Below are 17,083 nucleotides of genomic sequence, written 5' to 3' on the forward strand. Positions count from 1 at the left end.
GGACGGTGCGTGTGCTGCCGGTATACGGTGTGTGATCTTCCTTCACGGGTTCCCCGCAGACCCTTCGCGGGAGGGGCACTTCCGGCCGATCCGCGGACGCGCCCTTCCGGACGGGGCAGACGGCGTACGTGTGTTCTGCCTAGCCTCCCGGGCCATGAGATCACCTCTGACGGGCCGTCTGGGCCTCGCCGCCGTCCTCGCCCTCGTCCTCGCCGTGTTCGGCCTCGCTCCCGCCGCGAGCGCCGACCCCGCGCCGGCCGCGCTGACGTTCAGCACGAGCAGTGCCACCACCACGCCCGGTGGCACCGTGCAGCTGTCGATGACGCTGACCAACAACAAGAGCTACGACGTCTGGTTCGTCTACCAGACGATCGATCCCACCTGGCTGACCACCCAGCGCCCCGACCTCAAGTACAGCTTCACCGGCTGTTCCGTCGCCACCGCCTCGGGCAGCACCGCCTGCGCCGGCACCGGTCCCGCCAACCTCGGGGGGAACTACGGCGCCACCATCCCGCCCGGCCAGAGCCGCACCGTCACGCTGACCCTCCAGGTCGCCGCCGACTCCGGCTGCAACGGCAACATCGGCTTCTACAGCTACTACTACGCGGAGTTCAGCGACAGCAGCAACGCCACCGGCGGTCCCGTGTACACGCCCGAGACCCGCGTGCTCTGCGCCTGACGAACCGCCCGCCCGCCCCGTCGTCGAGGGCGATGGCTTGAAATAACCGGAGATCGGGTGTTCGGGTGGTCTCGACCATCGGAGCCCGGCCGGCGGACCGCCACGGTCCGCGAAGGTGCACCACTCGGGGCCCGGACCAGCGCGCAATGCCCGCGCGGCTCCGGGCCCTCGCGCACGGGACAACCGGAACCCGATCCGGTCCCCTCGTCCGTCCCTTGTTTGCGCCCCCATTGTGCGCCTGCGGTTTTCCGCCGGTTTTCGCGACACCATCACAAACGCTACACAGAGACATCACCATGTGACGCGACGGATGCGTCGACGACTGGCTTCTGAGGGGGCGCCGGCGTCGCGCGAGGGGGTGCGTCCGCTCCGTGCGAGCCGTGCTCACCCCTGCCTGGGAGGGGACTTCACCGCATGAAGCGGACCATTCGCACCGCTGTGCTCACGGCGGGCACGCTCATCGCCGCGCTCGGCTTACCGGCCGGATCGGCACACGCCGACGACCCCGCGCCCCGCACCGACCTGCGGGTGCTGGTGGTGAGCGACGGCGGTCCGTCGACCGCCGCCATCGCGGCCGAACTGGACTCGGCCGGAACGCCGTACACCACCGTCGACCTCACCCGGGGCGGGCGGCCCACGATCGACGCCGCCTTCCTCGCCGACACCGTGGACGGCCGGCCGCGCGCCAAGTACCAGGCCGTGGTGATGCCCAACGACAACCCCTTCCCGGCCGGCTCGGCCGAAATGGCGGCCCTGAGCGCCTACGAGCGCACGTACGGCATCCCGCAGGTCGACGCCTACACCTACTCCCGGCCCCAGGTCGGCCTCCAGTACTTCGCCTCCGGCGGCTACGCCGGCAGCCTCGACGGCGTGCGCGCCGGGGTCACCGCCGCCGGCCTCGGCGGCCCGTTCGGCTACCTCGACGGGGCCGTCCCCTTCGAGGACAACTCGCCCACCGTCGGCGAGAGCTACGCCTACCTCGCCCAGCCCGCCCCCGGCGCCGACTTCACCACCTACGTCGACGCACCCATACCCGGCACGCCGAGACGAGGCTCGCTGGTCGGCGAGTACCGGCACGACGGACGGCGCGAACTCGTCGTCACCTTCGTCTACAACCAGTACCAGCAGCAGTTCCGCCTGCTGGCCCGCGGCATCGTCGAGTGGATGACCGGCGGGGTCCACCTGGGCGCCTCGCGCAACTACTTCGCCGTGCACGTCGACGACGTCTTCGCCGCCGACGACCGCTGGGACAGCGTCCTCAACTGCACCCCCGGCGACGTGGACTGCGCGAACGGCGCCGGCACCCCGAGCCCGATCCGCATGACCGGCGCGGACGCCACGTACGCCGCCGAGTGGCAGACCGCCCACCGCTTCACCCTCGACATGGTCTACAACGGGGCCGGCAGCCTGGACCAGCGCGAGGACAACAACGGGGCCGACGAGCTCGCGGACACCCTCATCGCCCAGCGAGACCGCTTCCGCTGGGTCAACCACACCTACACGCACGCCTACCTCGGCTGCGAGCAGGACGTCAGCGCCGTGCCGTGGAAGTGCGCCACCCTCCCGGGCGGTGCCACCAAGTGGGTCACCAGGGCCGCCATCAACGACGAGATCGCGCTCAACCGCGTCTGGGGCCAGACCTCCGGACTGCCCCTGCAGAACGACGAGTTGGTCACCGGTGAGCACTCGGGCATGAAACTGCTCCCGCAGCAGCCGCAGGACAACCCCAACCTGGCGCTCGCCCTCGCCGACAACGGCGTCAAGTGGCTCGCCTCGGACAACTCCCGCGACCCCGACCAGCGGCCGGTCGGCCCGGCCGCCACCGTCGCCCGCTACCCGATCAACGTCTTCTACAACGCGGGCAAGGCCGTCGAGCAGGCCGACGAGTACAACTGGATCTACACCCGCCGCTCCCAGGGCGGCAGCGGCATCTGCGAGGACCACGCCGACACCACCACCTGCCTGCCCGCCCCGCTGGACACGGCCACCGGGTACGCGCAGTACATCGCTCCGCAGGAGATCCGCACCGCCCTCGGCCACGTCCTCTCCAACGACCCCAAGCCGCACTTCATCCACCAGTCCAACCTCGCCGAGGAGCGCATCGCCTACCCCGTCCTGGACGGGGTCCTCGACGGGTACGACGCCCTCTTCGCGGACAACACCCCCGTGGAGAACCTCCGGATGAAGGACATCGGCGTCGAACTCCAGCGCCGCGCGGCCTGGAAGGACGCCGTCAGGGCCGGTCAGGTCACCGCCTACCGCATCGGTGACACCGTCACCGTCCAGGCCCCGAACGGCCTCGCGGTACCCGCGACCCTGCTCGCCGGCAGCCGCCAGGGCACCGCCGCCTTCGGCAGCCCCTACGCGGGCCGGGCCTCCGGCTGGACGGCCTCGGCCGGGACGCCGCTCGCCTTCACCCTTCCGGCGTCCGCCGCCGCCACCGGAGCGCGGAACGGAGCCGCCGCCTTCGCCCGGCCGGCTCCCCAGACCGCCCCCGCCCCGCGCACCGAGGTCCCCGCGGCCGTGCGCGAAGGCGGCTCCCGAGCCCCCCGGGGCTGACCGACCGGCGCACGTCAGGTCCCGGCCGCCCCTGCGCGGCCGGGACGGCCAGGTCCACCGACCGCGGCCACCCCCACATCTTTCCGGCCGTGGAGCCCACCCATGCACGTTCACCACGGCGCGCGCCGCCCCGGAGCGACACGCGTCACCCTGCTCACCGAAGGCACCTACCCGCACAGCCACGGCGGCGTCAGCGTCTGGTGCGACCAGCTCGTCCAGGGCATGCCCGACCTCGACTTCGACGTCATCGCGGTCACCGGCACCGGCCGCGAAGCCCTCGCCTGGGACCTGCCCGCGCACGTCCACAGCGTCCGCTCCGTCCCCATGTGGGGTGCCCCGCCGGAAGGCCGGCGGCCCCGCGGGCGCGCCGAGCGGCGGCTGGCCGCCGCGTACGAACGGTTCCTGACGGCGCTCCTCGACCCGCAGGCCGAGGACGGGTTCGCCCCCGCGCTCTACACGATGGCGCGCGCCGCCGCGGACGGACAGCTGAGTCCGTTCCTGCGCGGCCACCGCGCCATCACCATCCTCGCCGCGGTGTGGAACCGGCCCGGACTGGCCGTCCGCGAGGCCCGTCCGACCCTGCGTGACGCGCTCACCGCCACCACCCTGCTGGAGCACGCCCTGCGCCCGCTCGCCGCACCACCGCCGAGGGAGGGCGTCGCGCACGCGGTCAGCGGAGGCGTCGCCGTACTGCCGGGCCTGGCCGGACTCGAACGCCACGACGTGCCGCTCCTGCTCACCGAGCACGGCGTCTACCTGCGCGAACGCTACATCGGCTACCGCACCGCGCCCTACCGCTGGCCGGTCAAGGCCCTCGTGCTCGGCTTCTTCCGGCTGCTGGCGCAGGAAAGCTACCGCCGGGCCGCCCTGATCACCCCCGGCAACCGCTACAACCGGCTGTGGGAGGAGGAGGGAGGCGCCGCCCCGGAGTCCATACGCACCGTGTACAACGGCGTCGACCCCGCGGCCTTCCCACCGGCCGGGCCCGAGCCCGAGGTCCCCACGCTGAGCTGGGCCGGCCGGGTCGACCCCATCAAGGACCTGGAGACCCTGATCCGCGCCTTCGACCTGGTCAGGCGTCAGGTACCGGAGGCCCGGCTGCGGCTCTTCGGCGGCACCCCCCGGGGCGGGGAGGCCTACCGGGAACGCTGCGAGGCACTGGCCGCCGAGCTCGGGCACGCCGACGCCGTCGTCTTCGAGGGCCGCGTCGACGACATCAAGGACGCCTACGCCGCCGGCAACGTCGTGATGCTCTCCAGCATCAGCGAGGGCTTCCCCTTCACCCTCATCGAGGCCATGTCGTGCGGACGGGCCACCGTCTCCACCGACGTGGGCGGCGTACGGGAGGCCGTCGGCGACGCGGGACTCGTGGTGCCGCCGCGGGACCCGGCCGCCATGGCCGCCGCCGCCGTGGAACTGCTCGCCGACGCCCAGCGGCGCGCGGCGATGGGCGAGGCCGCCCGCCTGCGGGTGATCGAGCAGTTCACACTGCGCCAGACCATCGACACCTTCCGCTCCATCTACCTGGAACTGCCCGCCCTCGCCCGGTCCGCCGCGGCCCCGCCCCGCATCGCGGTGGCACCCGTGCCCGCGCAGACGTCCACGGCACCGGCCTCCGTACCGGTACCCGCCTCCGTACCGACGGCCGCCTCCGCACCGGCGGCCGTCACGGGACCGGCCGTCGCACAGGCGCCCGTCCCGCAGCCGGCCGCCCCGGCGGGTGCGCGCCCGCGTCGTCCCGTACCGTCCTGGGCCAGGGCGGACGCCTCCGAGGAGAGCACCGCGTCGGCGGTCTCCGGCACGGGGAGCCTCGCCGGATGAGCGGACCCATGGACCTCGAACCGCGCCGCGGGCAGGACGACACCCTGACGCTCCGGCTGGCCGTGCCCAAACGCCCGGCCACCCGCCGCCGCGGCGCGGACCCGGTCACCCCCGGCCCGCGCGGGACCGCCCCGGGCCACGACGGCGAGGCCGTCACCCTGGGGCTGCGACTGCCCGGACCCGCCCGGACCGACGAGGCCGTCAACGGGCTCGCCGCCGACATGGCCGACCGCGTGGGACCGGCCGTCCACCCCTACGAGGTGGCCGCGCTGCTGGAGGCGGACGGGCTCTCCGCCGACACCATCCGGCAGCGCTACGGCCACCCCGACATCTTCTCCCTCGCCACGGCGCTGTACGAGCGGGTGCCCCGCGTCTTCACGGAACCCGCCCGCGAGGCCGACCCCTGGCGCCCCGACCACCTGCGCTGCCTGCTGCGCGGAGTGCTGTTCGCCCTGCCCGCCCTCGCCTACCTGCTCACCGCACCGCTGTGGCAACCCGGCAAGCACGCCGCCGCGCTCGTCGTCGCGGGCGTCTTCTCCTGGGCCTGGGGCCAGGCCCTCGGCCACCGCGCCTACCTGTGGATGGTGGCGGGCCGGCGCGAGGCCGCCCGCACCCTGCTGCGCGGGGCACCGCTCGGCGCCGCGCTCGCCACCGCGGCCGCCGCCGTCCCCGCCCACGGTTCCCCGGTGATCTGGGCGGCGGCCGCCCAGTCCCTCTACCTCGCCGCCGCGGGCGTACTGCTCGTCCTGGGCCGGGAACCGCTGCTGCTCGCCGCCCTCGCCCCGCTCGCCGGCGCCGCCGTACTGCCCTGGTGGGAACCCGGCCCACTGCTGCGCGCCGGGCTCACCCTTCTGGCCCTCGCCGCCACGGTCGCCGCCGCCGGCCGGACCCTGCGCACCGAGTACGCCGCCGCGCCCGCGGCCGGCGGGGGCGCCGGGCCCCCGCTGCCGCGCTCCCTGCCCTACGGCCTGTTCGGCCTGGCCGCCGCCCTGCTGGTGCTGCTCGCGGGCCGCCGCGAGCCGTACGCGGTGATCGTACTCACCGTGAGCATGGGCCCCGCCGAATGGCTGCTCTACCGCTACCGGGGCCTGTCGGCCGCCGCGCTCGGCGCGTCCGGGAGCCCCGTCGGCTTCCGGCTGCGGTCGGCCGGAGTCCTGGCCCTGTGCCTGCTGCTCTACACGCTCCCGCTGGTGCCCGCCGCGCTGCTCACCGGCGCGGGCCCCGCCACCCTGCCCCTGCTCGCCGCGACCCTGTGGACCGCCCTGCTGCTCCAGGCCTTCGCGGTGGCCTGGACCCCGGCCCTGATCTGCCTCGGGGCCGCCGGCACCGCCGGCGCGGTCACCCTGTTCCGCCTGCCCCCGGGACCGTCCGTCCTGCCGCTCTGCTGCGCCGGCGCCGCCCTGTGCCTGATCGGGTGCACGCTGCGGCTCCTCGGCCGGCCCCCCTCCCACGCCTGACGACCCGCGCCCGGCCCCGTACCCGTACCACCCATCGAAAGGAGAGGTCGGTTGACCTCCGCACCGCTCGCCGCCGTCACCGGAGCCGAAGGCTTCATCGGCTCCCACCTCACCGAATCCCTCGTCGCCCGCGGCTACCGGGTCAGGGCCATGGCCCAGTACAACTCCTTCTCCTCCTACGGCTGGCTGGAGACCCTCGACCCCGACGTCCTCGACCAGGTGGAGATCGTCCTCGGCGACGTCCGCGACCCCGGCTCGGTCCGCGGGCTCCTGGAAGGCGCCGACTGCGCCTACCACCTCGCCGCCCTCATCGCGATCCCGTACTCCTACCGGGCCCCGCACAGCTACGTGGACACCAATGTCACCGGCACCCTCAACGTGCTGGAGGCCGTCCGCGCGCTCGGCACACCGCGCCTGGTGCACACCTCCACGAGCGAGACGTACGGCACCGCGCAGACCGTCCCGATCACCGAGGACCACCCCATCAACACGCAGTCCCCGTACGCCGCTTCGAAGGCCGGCGGCGACCGGCTCGCCGACAGCTACCACGCGAGCTTCGACACCCCCGTGGTGACCCTGCGGCCCTTCAACACCTTCGGCCCGCGCCAGTCGATGCGCGCGGTGATCCCCACCGTCATCGGCCAGGTGGCGGCCGGGGAGCGCGTCATCACCCTCGGCGACCTGCGCCCCACCAGGGACTTCAGCTACGTCAAGGACACCGCCGCGGCCTTCCTCGCGGTGGGCACCGCCCCCGCCGCGCAGGTGGTCGGCCGCACCTTCAACTCCGGTACCGGCACCGAGATCTCCGTCGGCGACCTGGTGGCGCTGATCGGCAAGGTGATGGACGTTCCGATCGAGGTGCGCGAGGACACCGAGCGGCTGCGGCCGGCCGCCTCCGAGGTCATGCGGCTCGTCGCGGACGCGAGCCGGCTCACCGCCGCCACCGGCTGGGAACCGGCCCAGAGCCTGGAGGAAGGCCTGGCGCACACCGTCGGGTTCTTCCGCGACCCGGCCAACCTCGCCCGGTACAAGACCGGCATCTACAACGTCTGACCCCTGCGGACCCCACCCCCCCCACGCCCACCCCACCGCCACACCCACGTCCCCCCACCACGGCTCGTCACACGACTGATGGAGGAACTCCCCATGTACGCAGTGATCCTGGCGGGCGGCAAGGGCGTCCGGCTGCGCCCTTACACCACTGCCCTCCCCAAGCCGCTCGTCCCCATAGGCGACCAGCACGCCATCCTGGAGATCGTGCTGCGCCAGCTGTCGGCCGCCGGATTCACCCGCTGCACCATCGCCATCGGCCACCTGGGCGAGATCATCCGCGCCTACGTGGGCGACGGCGCCCAGTGGGGGATGAGCATCGACTACGCCACCGAGGAGAGCCCGCTGGGGACCATGGGCCCGCTGCTGAACCTCCGCGAGCGGCTTCCGGAAAGATTCCTCGTGATGAACGGCGACGTCCTCACCGACCTCGACTACGCCGACGTGCTGCGCCGCCACGAGGCCTCGCGCGCGCCGCTGACCATCGCCACCTACCCGCGCAAGGTGCACGTCGACTTCGGGGTGCTCACCACCGACGCCACCCGCGTCGTCGGCTTCACCGAGAAGCCCAGCATGGACTACCGCGTGTCGATGGGCGTGTACGGCCTGAGCCGCGAAACCCTCGACGGGTACACTCCCGGCCTGCCGCTCGGCTTCGACGAGCTCGTCCTCGACCTCCTCAAGACCCAGAACCCGCCCCACGCCTACGAGTTCGACGGCTACTGGCTGGACATCGGCCGCCCCGACGACTACGACCGGGCCAACGCCGAGTTCACCAGCCGCAAGTCCCTGCTGCTCAAGGGAGCCTGAGCACGTCATGCGCATTCTCGTCCTGGGACGCACCGGCTATCTCGGCGCGCACGTCGCCGACCGGCTGGGCGCCCTGCCGGATGTACGGGTCCTCGACGCCGGGCGCTCGCCCGGCGCCGGGTTCGGCGTCGACCTCGCCACCGACCGGACCGAACGGCTGACCGAGACCCTCGCGGGGGCGGCCCCCGACGCAGTGGTGAACTGCGCGGGGGCGACCGGCGGCGACCCGGTCACCCTCGCCGAGGTCAACTCCCGCGGCCCCGCCGTACTGTGCGCGGCCCTGCGGGAGGCCGCCCCGCAGGCCCGCCTGGTCCACCTGGGCTCGGCGGCCGAGTACGGGCCGGGCGCGTTCGGCGTCCGGGTGGGGGAGTCGGCGGCCACCCGCCCGGTCACCCCGTACGGAGCCACCAAACTGGCCGGCACCGTCACGGTGGCCACCTCCGGCCTGGACGCGGTCGTGCTGCGGGTGGGCAACCCGGTCGGGCCCGGCGCACCGGCCACCGGCCTGCCCGGCAGGCTCACGGCCCTGCTGCGCGAGGCCGGTCCGGACCCGGCGGCGGTGCTGCGGCTGGGCGACCTGTCCGCGTACCGCGACTTCGTGGACGTACGGGACGTGGCCCGGGCGGTGGAACTCGCGGTGACCGCCCCCGGTCCCCTGCAGTCGGTGCTGAACATCAGCACCGGCGAGGCCGCGCCGGTCCGCGAGCTGGTGCACGGACTGGCCCGCCGGGCGGGATTCCGGGGGCGGATCGAGGAGAACGCGGGCGGCGCGCCCGGCTCGGCCCGCTCGGCCGAGGTGTCCTGGCAGTGCTCCGACGTCACGGCGGCGGTCCGGGTGCTGGGGTGGCGACCCGCCCGCCAACTGGACGACATGCTCGCCTCGTTGTGGGAGGCCGTCCCCCGGAGCGGCAGCCCCGCACGATGACCCTGCTGGTTCCGCTGTACGTGCATCCCGCGGAGGACCCGGGGGCCTGGGCGCGGCTGATCGGGGCCGCGCCCCGGACCTACGCGGTGGTGCTCAACCCCGCGAGCGGTCCGGGCCCGCGCCCCGATCCGGCGTTCACGGCGGCGGCCTCGGCCCTGCACGCGGCCGGCGCCCGGCTGCTGGGATACGTCGACACCGCGTACGGGCGGCGGGACGGGGCGGAGGTCAACTACGAGATCCTCCGCTACCGGGAGTGGTACGGGGTCGACGGCTGCTTCCTGGACCGGGTGACCGCGGAACGCGGGGGGCTGCGCGCCTGCCGCCGCCTGGTCCGGTCGCTGCGCAGCCTGGGGGCGAGCACCGTCGTCCTCAACCCGGGCGTCCACCCGGACCCCGGCTACCTCCGGCTGGCGGACCTGGTCGTCACCTTCGAGGGCGACTGGAGCACGTACGTGTCGGCGTTCAGCCGGCCCGGGTGGACCGCCCGCCACCCGCCGGAGCGCTTCTGCCACCTCGTCTACGGGGTCCCCGAGGCCCTCGTCCCGCTCGCGGTGCGCACCGCGGGCGAGCGGGGCGCGGCGGTCTCGGGCCCGGTCACCGGCCACCTCCCCAACCCGTGGACCGAGCCGACCCCGGCCCTGACCGCCCCCGGCACCTGACGTCCCGCCGGGCGGCTCCGCCTCACCCCGCGGCGGGGCCCCCGGCGACCCGGAGGGTGGCGGGTCCGGCGGCCGGCAGCGGGGCGGCGCCGGCGCCCCCGAGGTCCGCCGCGACCCCGTGGAGGGGGCGGGTGCCCTCGGCGGCACCCGCCAGCCACCGCCAGATCCGGGCCCCGGCGTCGCAGGGCCCCGGTGCGGCCCCCCGGCCGGAGAGCCACGTCGTGAGGGTGAACCGGTGGTCGGCGAACCGCCTGCTGGGGCAGGTCGACGGGACGACCTCGTGGAAGGCGGCGGCGGGGAAGAAGACGATCGTGTCGTGCTCGGGCTCGATCGTTCGGTACGTCTCCGCCGGCCGCGCCCGGTGGCCGTCGACCACGGTGTCGTGGAGGCGGAGCTGGCCGCCGCCGAAGCCGCGGGGCCGGCGGTGGAGGTAGTAGACCGCGGACACGGCCGTGCTCACGTCACGGACCCGCGACGCGTCGGTGTGCATGCCGTAGTGGCCGCCCTCGCCGTGCGCCGTCAGGACCGTCAGGGACCGGTCGAGCGCGGCCCGGTGGCCGAGGGACTCCCGGACGAGCGGCAGGCAGTCGGCGAGGTGCCGGCTGAACACCTCACTGGTCACGGGAAGCACCAGTGACTCCCTCCCCTTGTGGGACTCCTCTCCGGTCAGGGGGTCCAGCACCGTCCCCGCCGTGAAGTCGCCCTGGCGCCCGATCGCGTACTCCAGCAGGGCGTCGGCGCGTTCGGCGCCGAGGAAGTTCTCGAAGCGGCACACCGGCGCCGGTATCACGAGCGCGGGGGACCACCGGTCGGAGGGAGGGAGGACCCGGGTGCCGATTTCCGACGCGGTGGCCGGTTCTTTCGCGAATCCGCTCATGGCCCGGAACCGTACGCGCGCCGCGGGCCACGGCGAAGGGGCACAGGGGGGCGCACGGGGGAACGTCCACGGTGCCCCGTACGTGCGCCCCGGCGCGGGCTCAGCCGGCCGATCCGGCCCGACTCCGTTCGGCGGACGGTCAGCCAGGGGGCGGGCGGGTCAGTGGAAGACGCCCGCGCGGGCCGCCGCGCACGCGGCGCGGGCGGCGCGGCGCGGGAGTCGCGGGTCGGGGGCGCTGCGCAGGAGCAGCAGTTCCTGGTACAGCGGCGCCGTGGCCGTGACCAGCAACGCGCGGGTGTCCAGGCCGGGTCGGAGCTCGCCCCGGTCCACCGCCCGGTCGGCGACCGGCGCCGAGCGGGCGTAGCGGCCCTCCCAGAAGCGGGTCAGCGCGCCCGCGGCCTGCGCCGAGCGGAAGGAAGCGGCGATCAGCGCGGTGGTGAGGTTCCCGCCGGAGCCGGAGCCGGAGCCGGAGCCGGAGCCGGAGCCGGAGCCGGAGCCGGAGCCGGAGCCGTCGGTCGGGTCGGTCCCGGCCGGCCGCAGGGCGTCGTAGACCTCCTGGTTGAGGGCGGTGAGGTCGTCCTCCAGGGACCCGGTGTCGGCCGGGCGCCAGCCGTCGTCGGCGGCCGCGTCGAGGACGTCGGCCAGCAGCCCTCCGACGTCGCGCCACCGCCGGTACACGGTGGTGCGGTGGACCCCGGCCCGCTCGGCGACGGCGTCCACCGTCAGGGCGTCGTACCCGGACTCCACGAGGAGCGCCCCGACCGCCTCGACGACCTGCGCCCGGACGCGGGCGCTGCGGCCGCCCGTCCGGCGTCGGACGCCCTCGGGGCCGGACTCGGGAAGATCGCTTGCGTTCTCGGGGGATGTCATGTCACGATTTTAACGCAACATCCGTCGCTTTAAGGAGTTCCGATGGTCATCCGTCGCATCCGGCCCGCCGGCCGCCGCCCCCGTTCCGCCCCCGCCCGCCCCTCCCACCTCCCGGAGACCCTCCATGACCGCGACCGACACCTCCGCACGGCTCACCGCGCTTGACGTCACCAAGGCCTACGACGGCCGCCTCGTCCTCGACTCCGTCACCTGCTCCGTCACGGCAGGGGACCGCCTCGGCATCGTCGGCGAGAACGGCTCCGGCAAGTCCACCCTGCTCCGCATCCTCGCGGGCGCCGAACAGCCCGACAGCGGAAGGGTCTTCATCCGCTCCCGCGGCCGCGTCGGCCACCTCGCCCAAGAGGAGGAGTTGCCCGCACACCTCACCGTCCAGCGGGTCATCGACCGGACTCTCGACGAACTGCGCCTCATGGAAGCCGAGTTGCGCCGGCTGGAGCGCCGGATGGAAGACGGCGACACCTCCGTCCTGGACACCTACGCCGACCTGCTGACCGCCTACGAACTCCGCGGCGGATACGAAGCCGACGCACGCGTCGAACGCGCCCTGCACGGCCTCGGCCTGCTGCGGCTGCGCCGCGACAGCCCGGTCGGCGCGCTGTCCGGCGGGGCCCGGGTCCGGCTGCGCCTCGCCGCGCTGCTGGCCGCCGAGCCCGAGGTGCTGCTGCTCGACGAACCGACCAACCACCTGGACGACGCCGCCCTGACCTGGCTGGAGGAGCACCTGCGCACGCGCCGCGGCACCACGGTGGCCGTCTCCCACGACCGCGTCTTCCTCGACCGCGTCACCACCTCCCTCCTGGAGGTCGACACCGACACCCGCACGGTCGTACGCCACGGCAACGGCTACACCGGCTACCGCGCCGAACGGGCCGCCACCCGCGAGCGCGCTGAGCGGGCCCACGAGGCCTGGACCACCGAGGTCGCCCGGCTGCGCGAAGCCGCCGCCGGGACCGCGCGGCGGGTGGCGCCCGGACGGGCCCGCAAGGACGGCAACAAGATGGCCTACGACCGGGCCGCGGGCCGGGTGCAGCAGTCCCTCGCGAGCCGCGTGCGCCAGGCCGAGGAACGCCTCGGCCGGCTGCTGGCGCAGCCGGCGCCCCGGCCCGCGGAACCCCTCCGCTTCACCGCCGTGCCGCAGGGGGGCGAAGCGCGCGGAACGCTCCTCGCCGCGCACTCCGCCGGGGTCCCGGGGCGTCTGGCGCCCACCAGCCTGGCCCTCGGCCCCGGCGACCGCCTCCTGATCGGCGGACCGAACGGCGTCGGCAAGAGCACCCTGCTGAACCTGCTCGCCGGCACGTCCGAGCCCGCGCTGGGCCGTGTCGAACGCCGGGGCCGGATCGGACTGCTCCGCCAACTGCCTGACCCCGTACCGGACGGGCGGACCGTCCTCGCCGCCTACGGGTACGGGCGCGCCGGAAACCCGGAGGAACACGCGGAACGGCTGCTGGCGCTCGGGCTGTTCCACCGCGACCGGCTCGGCGTCCCCGTCGGCAGCCTGTCGGCGGGGCAGCGGCAGCGGCTCGCGCTGGCGCGCCTGGTGACCGAACCGTACGACGTCCTCCTCCTCGACGAGCCGACCAACCACCTCTCCCTCGCCCTGGTGGAGGAGCTGGAGTCGGCCCTCGCGGGCTTCCCCGGCGCGGTGGCCGTCGTCAGCCACGACCGGATGCTGCGCGCCCGCTGGCAGGGCGCGCGACTCGACCTCGCGGCAGCAGCCCCCGCCGTCGGCCGCTGCGCGGCACACCCGACGAGCACCGCCCACGCCGCCTGACCTCGATCGAGCACCGCCCGCGCCGCCCGACCTCGATCCGCCACTCCGAGAGGACCCGTATGCCCCGCACCCTCACGCCCGACCGTTCCTTCCCCGTCTCCCACCCGGGCTCGGGCCCGTACGCCCTGACCACCGGCGCCGACGGCGCGCTGTGGTGCACGTTGGTGCACGCCGGCCGGATCGCCCGGCTCACGCCCGACGGCCGGCTCGACGAGTTCCCGCTCGACTCGGACTCCTGCGGCCCCTCCCTCATCACCGCGGGCCCCGACGGAGCGCTCTGGTTCACCCGCATGCGCGACGACCGGATCGGCCGGATCGACGTGGACGGACACGCCCGCTCGTACGCGCTGCCCACACCGGGCGCGGGCCCGTACGGCATCGCGGCCGGACCCGACGGAGCCCTCTGGTTCACCCAGCTGCACACCGACCGGATCGGCCGCATCGACACCGTGGGAGCCGTCGTGGAGTTCCCGCTGCCAGGCCTCGAAGGAGCCTTCCCCTCCATGATCACGGCAGGCGGCGACGGCGCCCTCTGGTTCACCCTCAACCAGGCCCACGCCGTCGGCCGGATCACACCCGCCGGCGAGGTGACCCTCCATCCGCTGCCCACGCCCGGGGCGGCACCCGTGGGGATCGCGGCGGGAGCGGACGGAACCCTGTGGTTCACGGAGATCGGGGCGGGCCGCATCGGGCGGATCACGACGGCGGGGGAGGTGACCGAGTTCCCGCTCCCGGACCCGGCCTGCCGCCCGCACGCGATCACCACCGCCCCCGACGGCTCGGTGTGGTTCACCCTGTGGGCGACCGGCCGGATCGGCTCCCTCACCCCAGACGGCCACCTGGAGGAACACGCCCTCCCAGACCCCGCCTGCGAACCCCACGGCCTGGCGTTCGGCCCGGACGGCGCGCTCTACACGGCCCTGGAGACGGGGGAGATCCTGCGCCTCGTCCGCGGCGGGGCGTGATCCCCGCACACCGGCGGAGCCGGACGGCCGGCACCGGAGCGGCCGCGCCGAACCGGTCAGGCGGCCGTGAAGAAGCCCTCGGGCACGCCGTCCAGGATGAACCCGTTGTCGAAGCGGACGCGGAGCGTCACGCGCAGCCGCTGCCGGCGGTAGGCGGTCCACTCGGGCTCCAGGGCCGCGATCTGCTCTTCGAGCTGCTTCCTGCTCTGCGTGGGCATGTCCCGGCCGAAGGAATCGAGCAGCGACGCGAGCCGCTCGTACTCGCGGGCGCCCCGGCCCGGCCGGTCGTGCCGGACGACCCGTTCCACGGTCCCCCGCGTGCCCGCCGCCAGCCACAGGGACCCCACGGCGCCGCCCGTCGCTTCCTGCGGATCGTCCTGCGGGCCGTCCTCCGGGCCCTCCGCCGGGGCGTCCGTGATCGCGACGTTGTCGCTCAGCCTGGTGTCCGCCGCCAGCTCGACCCGCAGGCCCTCTTGGAACGTCATCGGTACTTCATCCCTCGGAATCCCTCGGATCGGTGCACGCCGCCCGCAACCCCGGGCGGTGCCATTATCCGTACCGGACCGCCCGGGTGCGGCGGGGGCCGCCGGCCGCGCCTACACCAGGGCGCCGTCCCGGGCCACGATCCGGCCGCCGCGCACGACAACGTCGCGCCGCGGCACGTCCACCACGGCCTGGGGAACGCACTCGCCCTCGACGAGCACGAAGTCGGCCGGGGCGCCCGGGGCGAAGTCCGCGCGCGCCAGTCCCATCACGTCGGCGCCCCCGTGGGCGGCGACGGCGAAGCAGGACGTCAGCTCCTCGTCGAGACGGGCGTCCGTGGTCCAGCCCAGGAGGTGTGCGCGGTGCAGCATGTCGGCGTTCCCGAACGGACTCCAGGAGTCGCGGACACCGTCCGAGCCGAGGCCGACGCGGACGCCGTGCTCCCGCAGCCGGGCGACGGGCAGGACCAGGGACTCGCTCGGGGCGACCGTCGTCAGGGCGATGTCCAGGTCGGCCAGGTCGGCGGCCGTCGCGTCGAGGTCGGGTCCGGACAGGAACGCCAGGCAGAAGACGTGGCTGACCGTCACCTTCCCCCGCAGCGACAGCGCCCGGGTGCGCTCGACGACGGCCCGCAGGACGCGCGTGCCCTTCTCGTCCCGGTCGTGGAGGTGCAGGTCCACGCCGACGCCGTAGCGGTCCGCGAGCCCGAAGACCAGGTCCAGCTGCTCGTCGAGGGCGTGGTCGAAACCGATCGGGTCGATGCCGCCGATCAGGTCGACGAGGCCGCTGCGCGCCGCGTCCTCCAGCAGCGCGGCCGTGCCCGGGGAGCGGACGACGCCGTGCTGGGGGAACGCCACGATCTGCACGTCGAGCGCACCGGCGAGGCGCTCACGGGCCTCGGCGACGCCCTCGACACCGGCCAGGCCGTACGCGGGCGCCACATCGGCGTGCGCGCGCATGGCCCGGCTGCCGCGCGTCACCGCGTGCGCCATCAGCCCGTACGCCCGCTCGCCGACCGGACGGGGCTGCGCCCGGTGGAGCTCCACGTCCTGGTCGCAGTAGCCGGCGATCCCGGAGGCGGGCCGCCGCGACACCCAGTCGCCGCCCCAGCTCGTCTTGTCCGGGTGGATGTGCGCGTCCACGAGCGAGGGCAGCGCCATGCGGCCCGCGCAGTCCACCACCTCGGCACCCTCGGGCGCGGGGGCGCCGGAGACGCGGCCGTCCACGACCGTGAGGTCCACGGGCCGACCCACCCCGAGGGGACGTACGTCGCGGAAGACCACGGACACGGGGGGCTCCTTGGGGGCAGGGGATGCCTGGTGCGCCCTTTTGTATACCAGTGAGCGAACGGCTTGCAAGAATTCCCGGGCCGAGACCCGGCGCTGATGGGCCTCAGTCCGTCTTGGTATACAAACCGGTGTCCCCGAAGAGCGACCGCAACGCCACCGAGCGACTGTCCCGCACGTGCAGCAGCGTGCTCGCGGCAGCCGCCTCCTCGTCACCCGCCGCGATGTGCCGGAAGACGTCCGCGTGCTGCGCCCGCATGTGTTCCGGCTCCGCACGCAACCCGAAGAGCAGACGGAGCTGCCAGTCGAGCTGCTCCATCGTCCGCGCCAGCAGCGGATTGCCGCTCAGCGCCACGATCCGCTCGTGGAAGGCGGCGTGCTCGGCCACCTCCCGCGCCCCCTCGTCCACCGCGGCCGCCCGCTCGGCCCCCTCCAGCGAGGCCCGCAGGGCGGTGAGCCCCGCCGGCTCCCCGGGGAGGGCCGAGGCCACCGCGCGGGCGGCGAGCCGCGACGCCTGCACGGCGAGCGGCTCCCACACCTCGTACAGGCACCGCACGTCGGCGCGCTCCAGCCGGCGCACGCGCACCCCGCTGTGCGGCAGCAGTTCCAGCAGTCCCTCGGCGACCAGGGCGCGCAGCGCCTCGCGCACCGGGACCCGTGACATCCGCAGCTCCTCGGCGACCTCCCGCTCCACCAGGCGCGAGCCCATCGGATAGCGGCGGTCGACGATCCGCTCCCGCACCGCCTCGCGCGCCTGCGCGCTCAGCGACGTGCGCGCCGCCGGGGCACGCCCCTGCCCCGCGGGCTCCCGCCCCGATGCCGCTCCGCCGGCCGCCATGCCCACCCGTCC

At 74.8% G+C, this 17,083-nt stretch carries 15 protein-coding genes; 10 read left to right on the forward strand and 5 right to left on the reverse strand.

Annotated features, from left to right (window positions below; genetic code table 11):
• The first annotated feature begins 154 nt into the window (after positions 1-154).
• From ACZ5D2_RS33505 to ACZ5D2_RS33540, 8 genes are all read left to right on the forward strand, one after another.
• Positions 155-679 (forward strand): hypothetical protein, encoded by a 525-nt coding sequence (locus tag ACZ5D2_RS33505; RefSeq protein ID WP_371680641.1) that lies wholly within the window; start codon positions 155-157, stop codon positions 677-679.
• Positions 680-1,093: 414 nt separating this feature from the next.
• A complete protein-coding gene (locus ACZ5D2_RS33510; RefSeq protein ID WP_468934667.1) occupies positions 1,094-3,238 on the forward strand; it encodes a hypothetical protein in 2,145 nt (714 codons plus the stop codon).
• Between the two features lie 102 nt (positions 3,239-3,340).
• Positions 3,341-5,059 (forward strand): GT4 family glycosyltransferase PelF, encoded by a 1,719-nt coding sequence (pelF, locus tag ACZ5D2_RS33515; RefSeq protein ID WP_468934670.1) that lies wholly within the window; start codon positions 3,341-3,343, stop codon positions 5,057-5,059.
• Positions 5,056-6,516: a hypothetical protein gene (locus tag ACZ5D2_RS33520; RefSeq protein WP_468934673.1), complete on the forward strand. Its 1,461-nt coding sequence runs from the start codon at positions 5,056-5,058 to the stop codon at positions 6,514-6,516. The genes pelF and ACZ5D2_RS33520 overlap by 4 nt, the downstream gene beginning before the upstream one ends.
• Before the next feature lie 51 nt (positions 6,517-6,567).
• Complete coding sequence (locus ACZ5D2_RS33525) at positions 6,568-7,569, forward strand: GDP-mannose 4,6-dehydratase (protein ID WP_468934676.1); 1,002 nt, start codon at positions 6,568-6,570, stop codon at positions 7,567-7,569.
• 93 nt (positions 7,570-7,662) lie between these two features.
• Positions 7,663-8,376 (forward strand): nucleotidyltransferase family protein, encoded by a 714-nt coding sequence (locus ACZ5D2_RS33530; protein ID WP_371680647.1) that lies wholly within the window; start codon positions 7,663-7,665, stop codon positions 8,374-8,376.
• A 7-nt stretch (positions 8,377-8,383) separates the two neighbouring features.
• The gene (locus ACZ5D2_RS33535; RefSeq protein WP_468934679.1) at positions 8,384-9,301 is read left to right on the forward strand and encodes an NAD-dependent epimerase/dehydratase family protein; all 918 of its coding nucleotides are present in this window, start codon (positions 8,384-8,386) and stop codon (positions 9,299-9,301) included.
• On the forward strand, positions 9,298-9,960 hold the full coding sequence (locus ACZ5D2_RS33540) for a spherulation-specific family 4 protein (RefSeq protein WP_371680649.1): 663 nt from the start codon (positions 9,298-9,300) through the stop codon (positions 9,958-9,960). The genes ACZ5D2_RS33535 and ACZ5D2_RS33540 overlap by 4 nt, the downstream gene beginning before the upstream one ends.
• A gap of 22 nt (positions 9,961-9,982) precedes the next feature.
• Here ACZ5D2_RS33540 and ACZ5D2_RS33545 read toward each other — a convergent pair whose 3' ends face one another.
• Both ACZ5D2_RS33545 and ACZ5D2_RS33550 read right to left on the reverse strand, forming a co-directional pair.
• Positions 9,983-10,837, reverse strand: coding sequence for a 2OG-Fe(II) oxygenase (locus tag ACZ5D2_RS33545; RefSeq protein WP_468934682.1), 855 nt, complete (start codon positions 10,835-10,837; stop codon positions 9,983-9,985).
• Positions 10,838-10,996: 159 nt separating this feature from the next.
• The gene (locus ACZ5D2_RS33550; RefSeq protein WP_468934685.1) at positions 10,997-11,707 is read right to left on the reverse strand and encodes a TetR/AcrR family transcriptional regulator; all 711 of its coding nucleotides are present in this window, start codon (positions 11,705-11,707) and stop codon (positions 10,997-10,999) included.
• Between the two features lie 124 nt (positions 11,708-11,831).
• On the opposite strand from ACZ5D2_RS33550, the gene abc-f reads away from it, so the two are divergent.
• Together abc-f and ACZ5D2_RS33560 are read left to right on the forward strand one after the other, a co-directional pair.
• The gene (gene abc-f / locus ACZ5D2_RS33555; protein WP_371680652.1) at positions 11,832-13,499 is read left to right on the forward strand and encodes a ribosomal protection-like ABC-F family protein; all 1,668 of its coding nucleotides are present in this window, start codon (positions 11,832-11,834) and stop codon (positions 13,497-13,499) included.
• 59 nt (positions 13,500-13,558) lie between these two features.
• On the forward strand, positions 13,559-14,464 hold the full coding sequence (locus ACZ5D2_RS33560; protein WP_371680653.1) for a virginiamycin B lyase family protein: 906 nt from the start codon (positions 13,559-13,561) through the stop codon (positions 14,462-14,464).
• Positions 14,465-14,520: 56 nt separating this feature from the next.
• On the opposite strand, the gene ACZ5D2_RS33565 is transcribed toward ACZ5D2_RS33560, so the two are convergent.
• From ACZ5D2_RS33565 to ACZ5D2_RS33575, 3 genes are all read right to left on the reverse strand, one after another.
• The gene (locus ACZ5D2_RS33565; protein ID WP_371680655.1) at positions 14,521-14,949 is read right to left on the reverse strand and encodes a hypothetical protein; all 429 of its coding nucleotides are present in this window, start codon (positions 14,947-14,949) and stop codon (positions 14,521-14,523) included.
• Between the two features lie 111 nt (positions 14,950-15,060).
• The gene (locus tag ACZ5D2_RS33570) at positions 15,061-16,287 is read right to left on the reverse strand and encodes an amidohydrolase (protein WP_371681404.1); all 1,227 of its coding nucleotides are present in this window, start codon (positions 16,285-16,287) and stop codon (positions 15,061-15,063) included.
• A 52-nt stretch (positions 16,288-16,339) separates the two neighbouring features.
• The gene (locus ACZ5D2_RS33575) at positions 16,340-17,071 is read right to left on the reverse strand and encodes a GntR family transcriptional regulator (protein WP_371680656.1); all 732 of its coding nucleotides are present in this window, start codon (positions 17,069-17,071) and stop codon (positions 16,340-16,342) included.
• Positions 17,072-17,083: the final 12 nt, after the last annotated feature.

This window comes from Streptomyces sp. NPDC031479 (assembly GCF_055581065.1).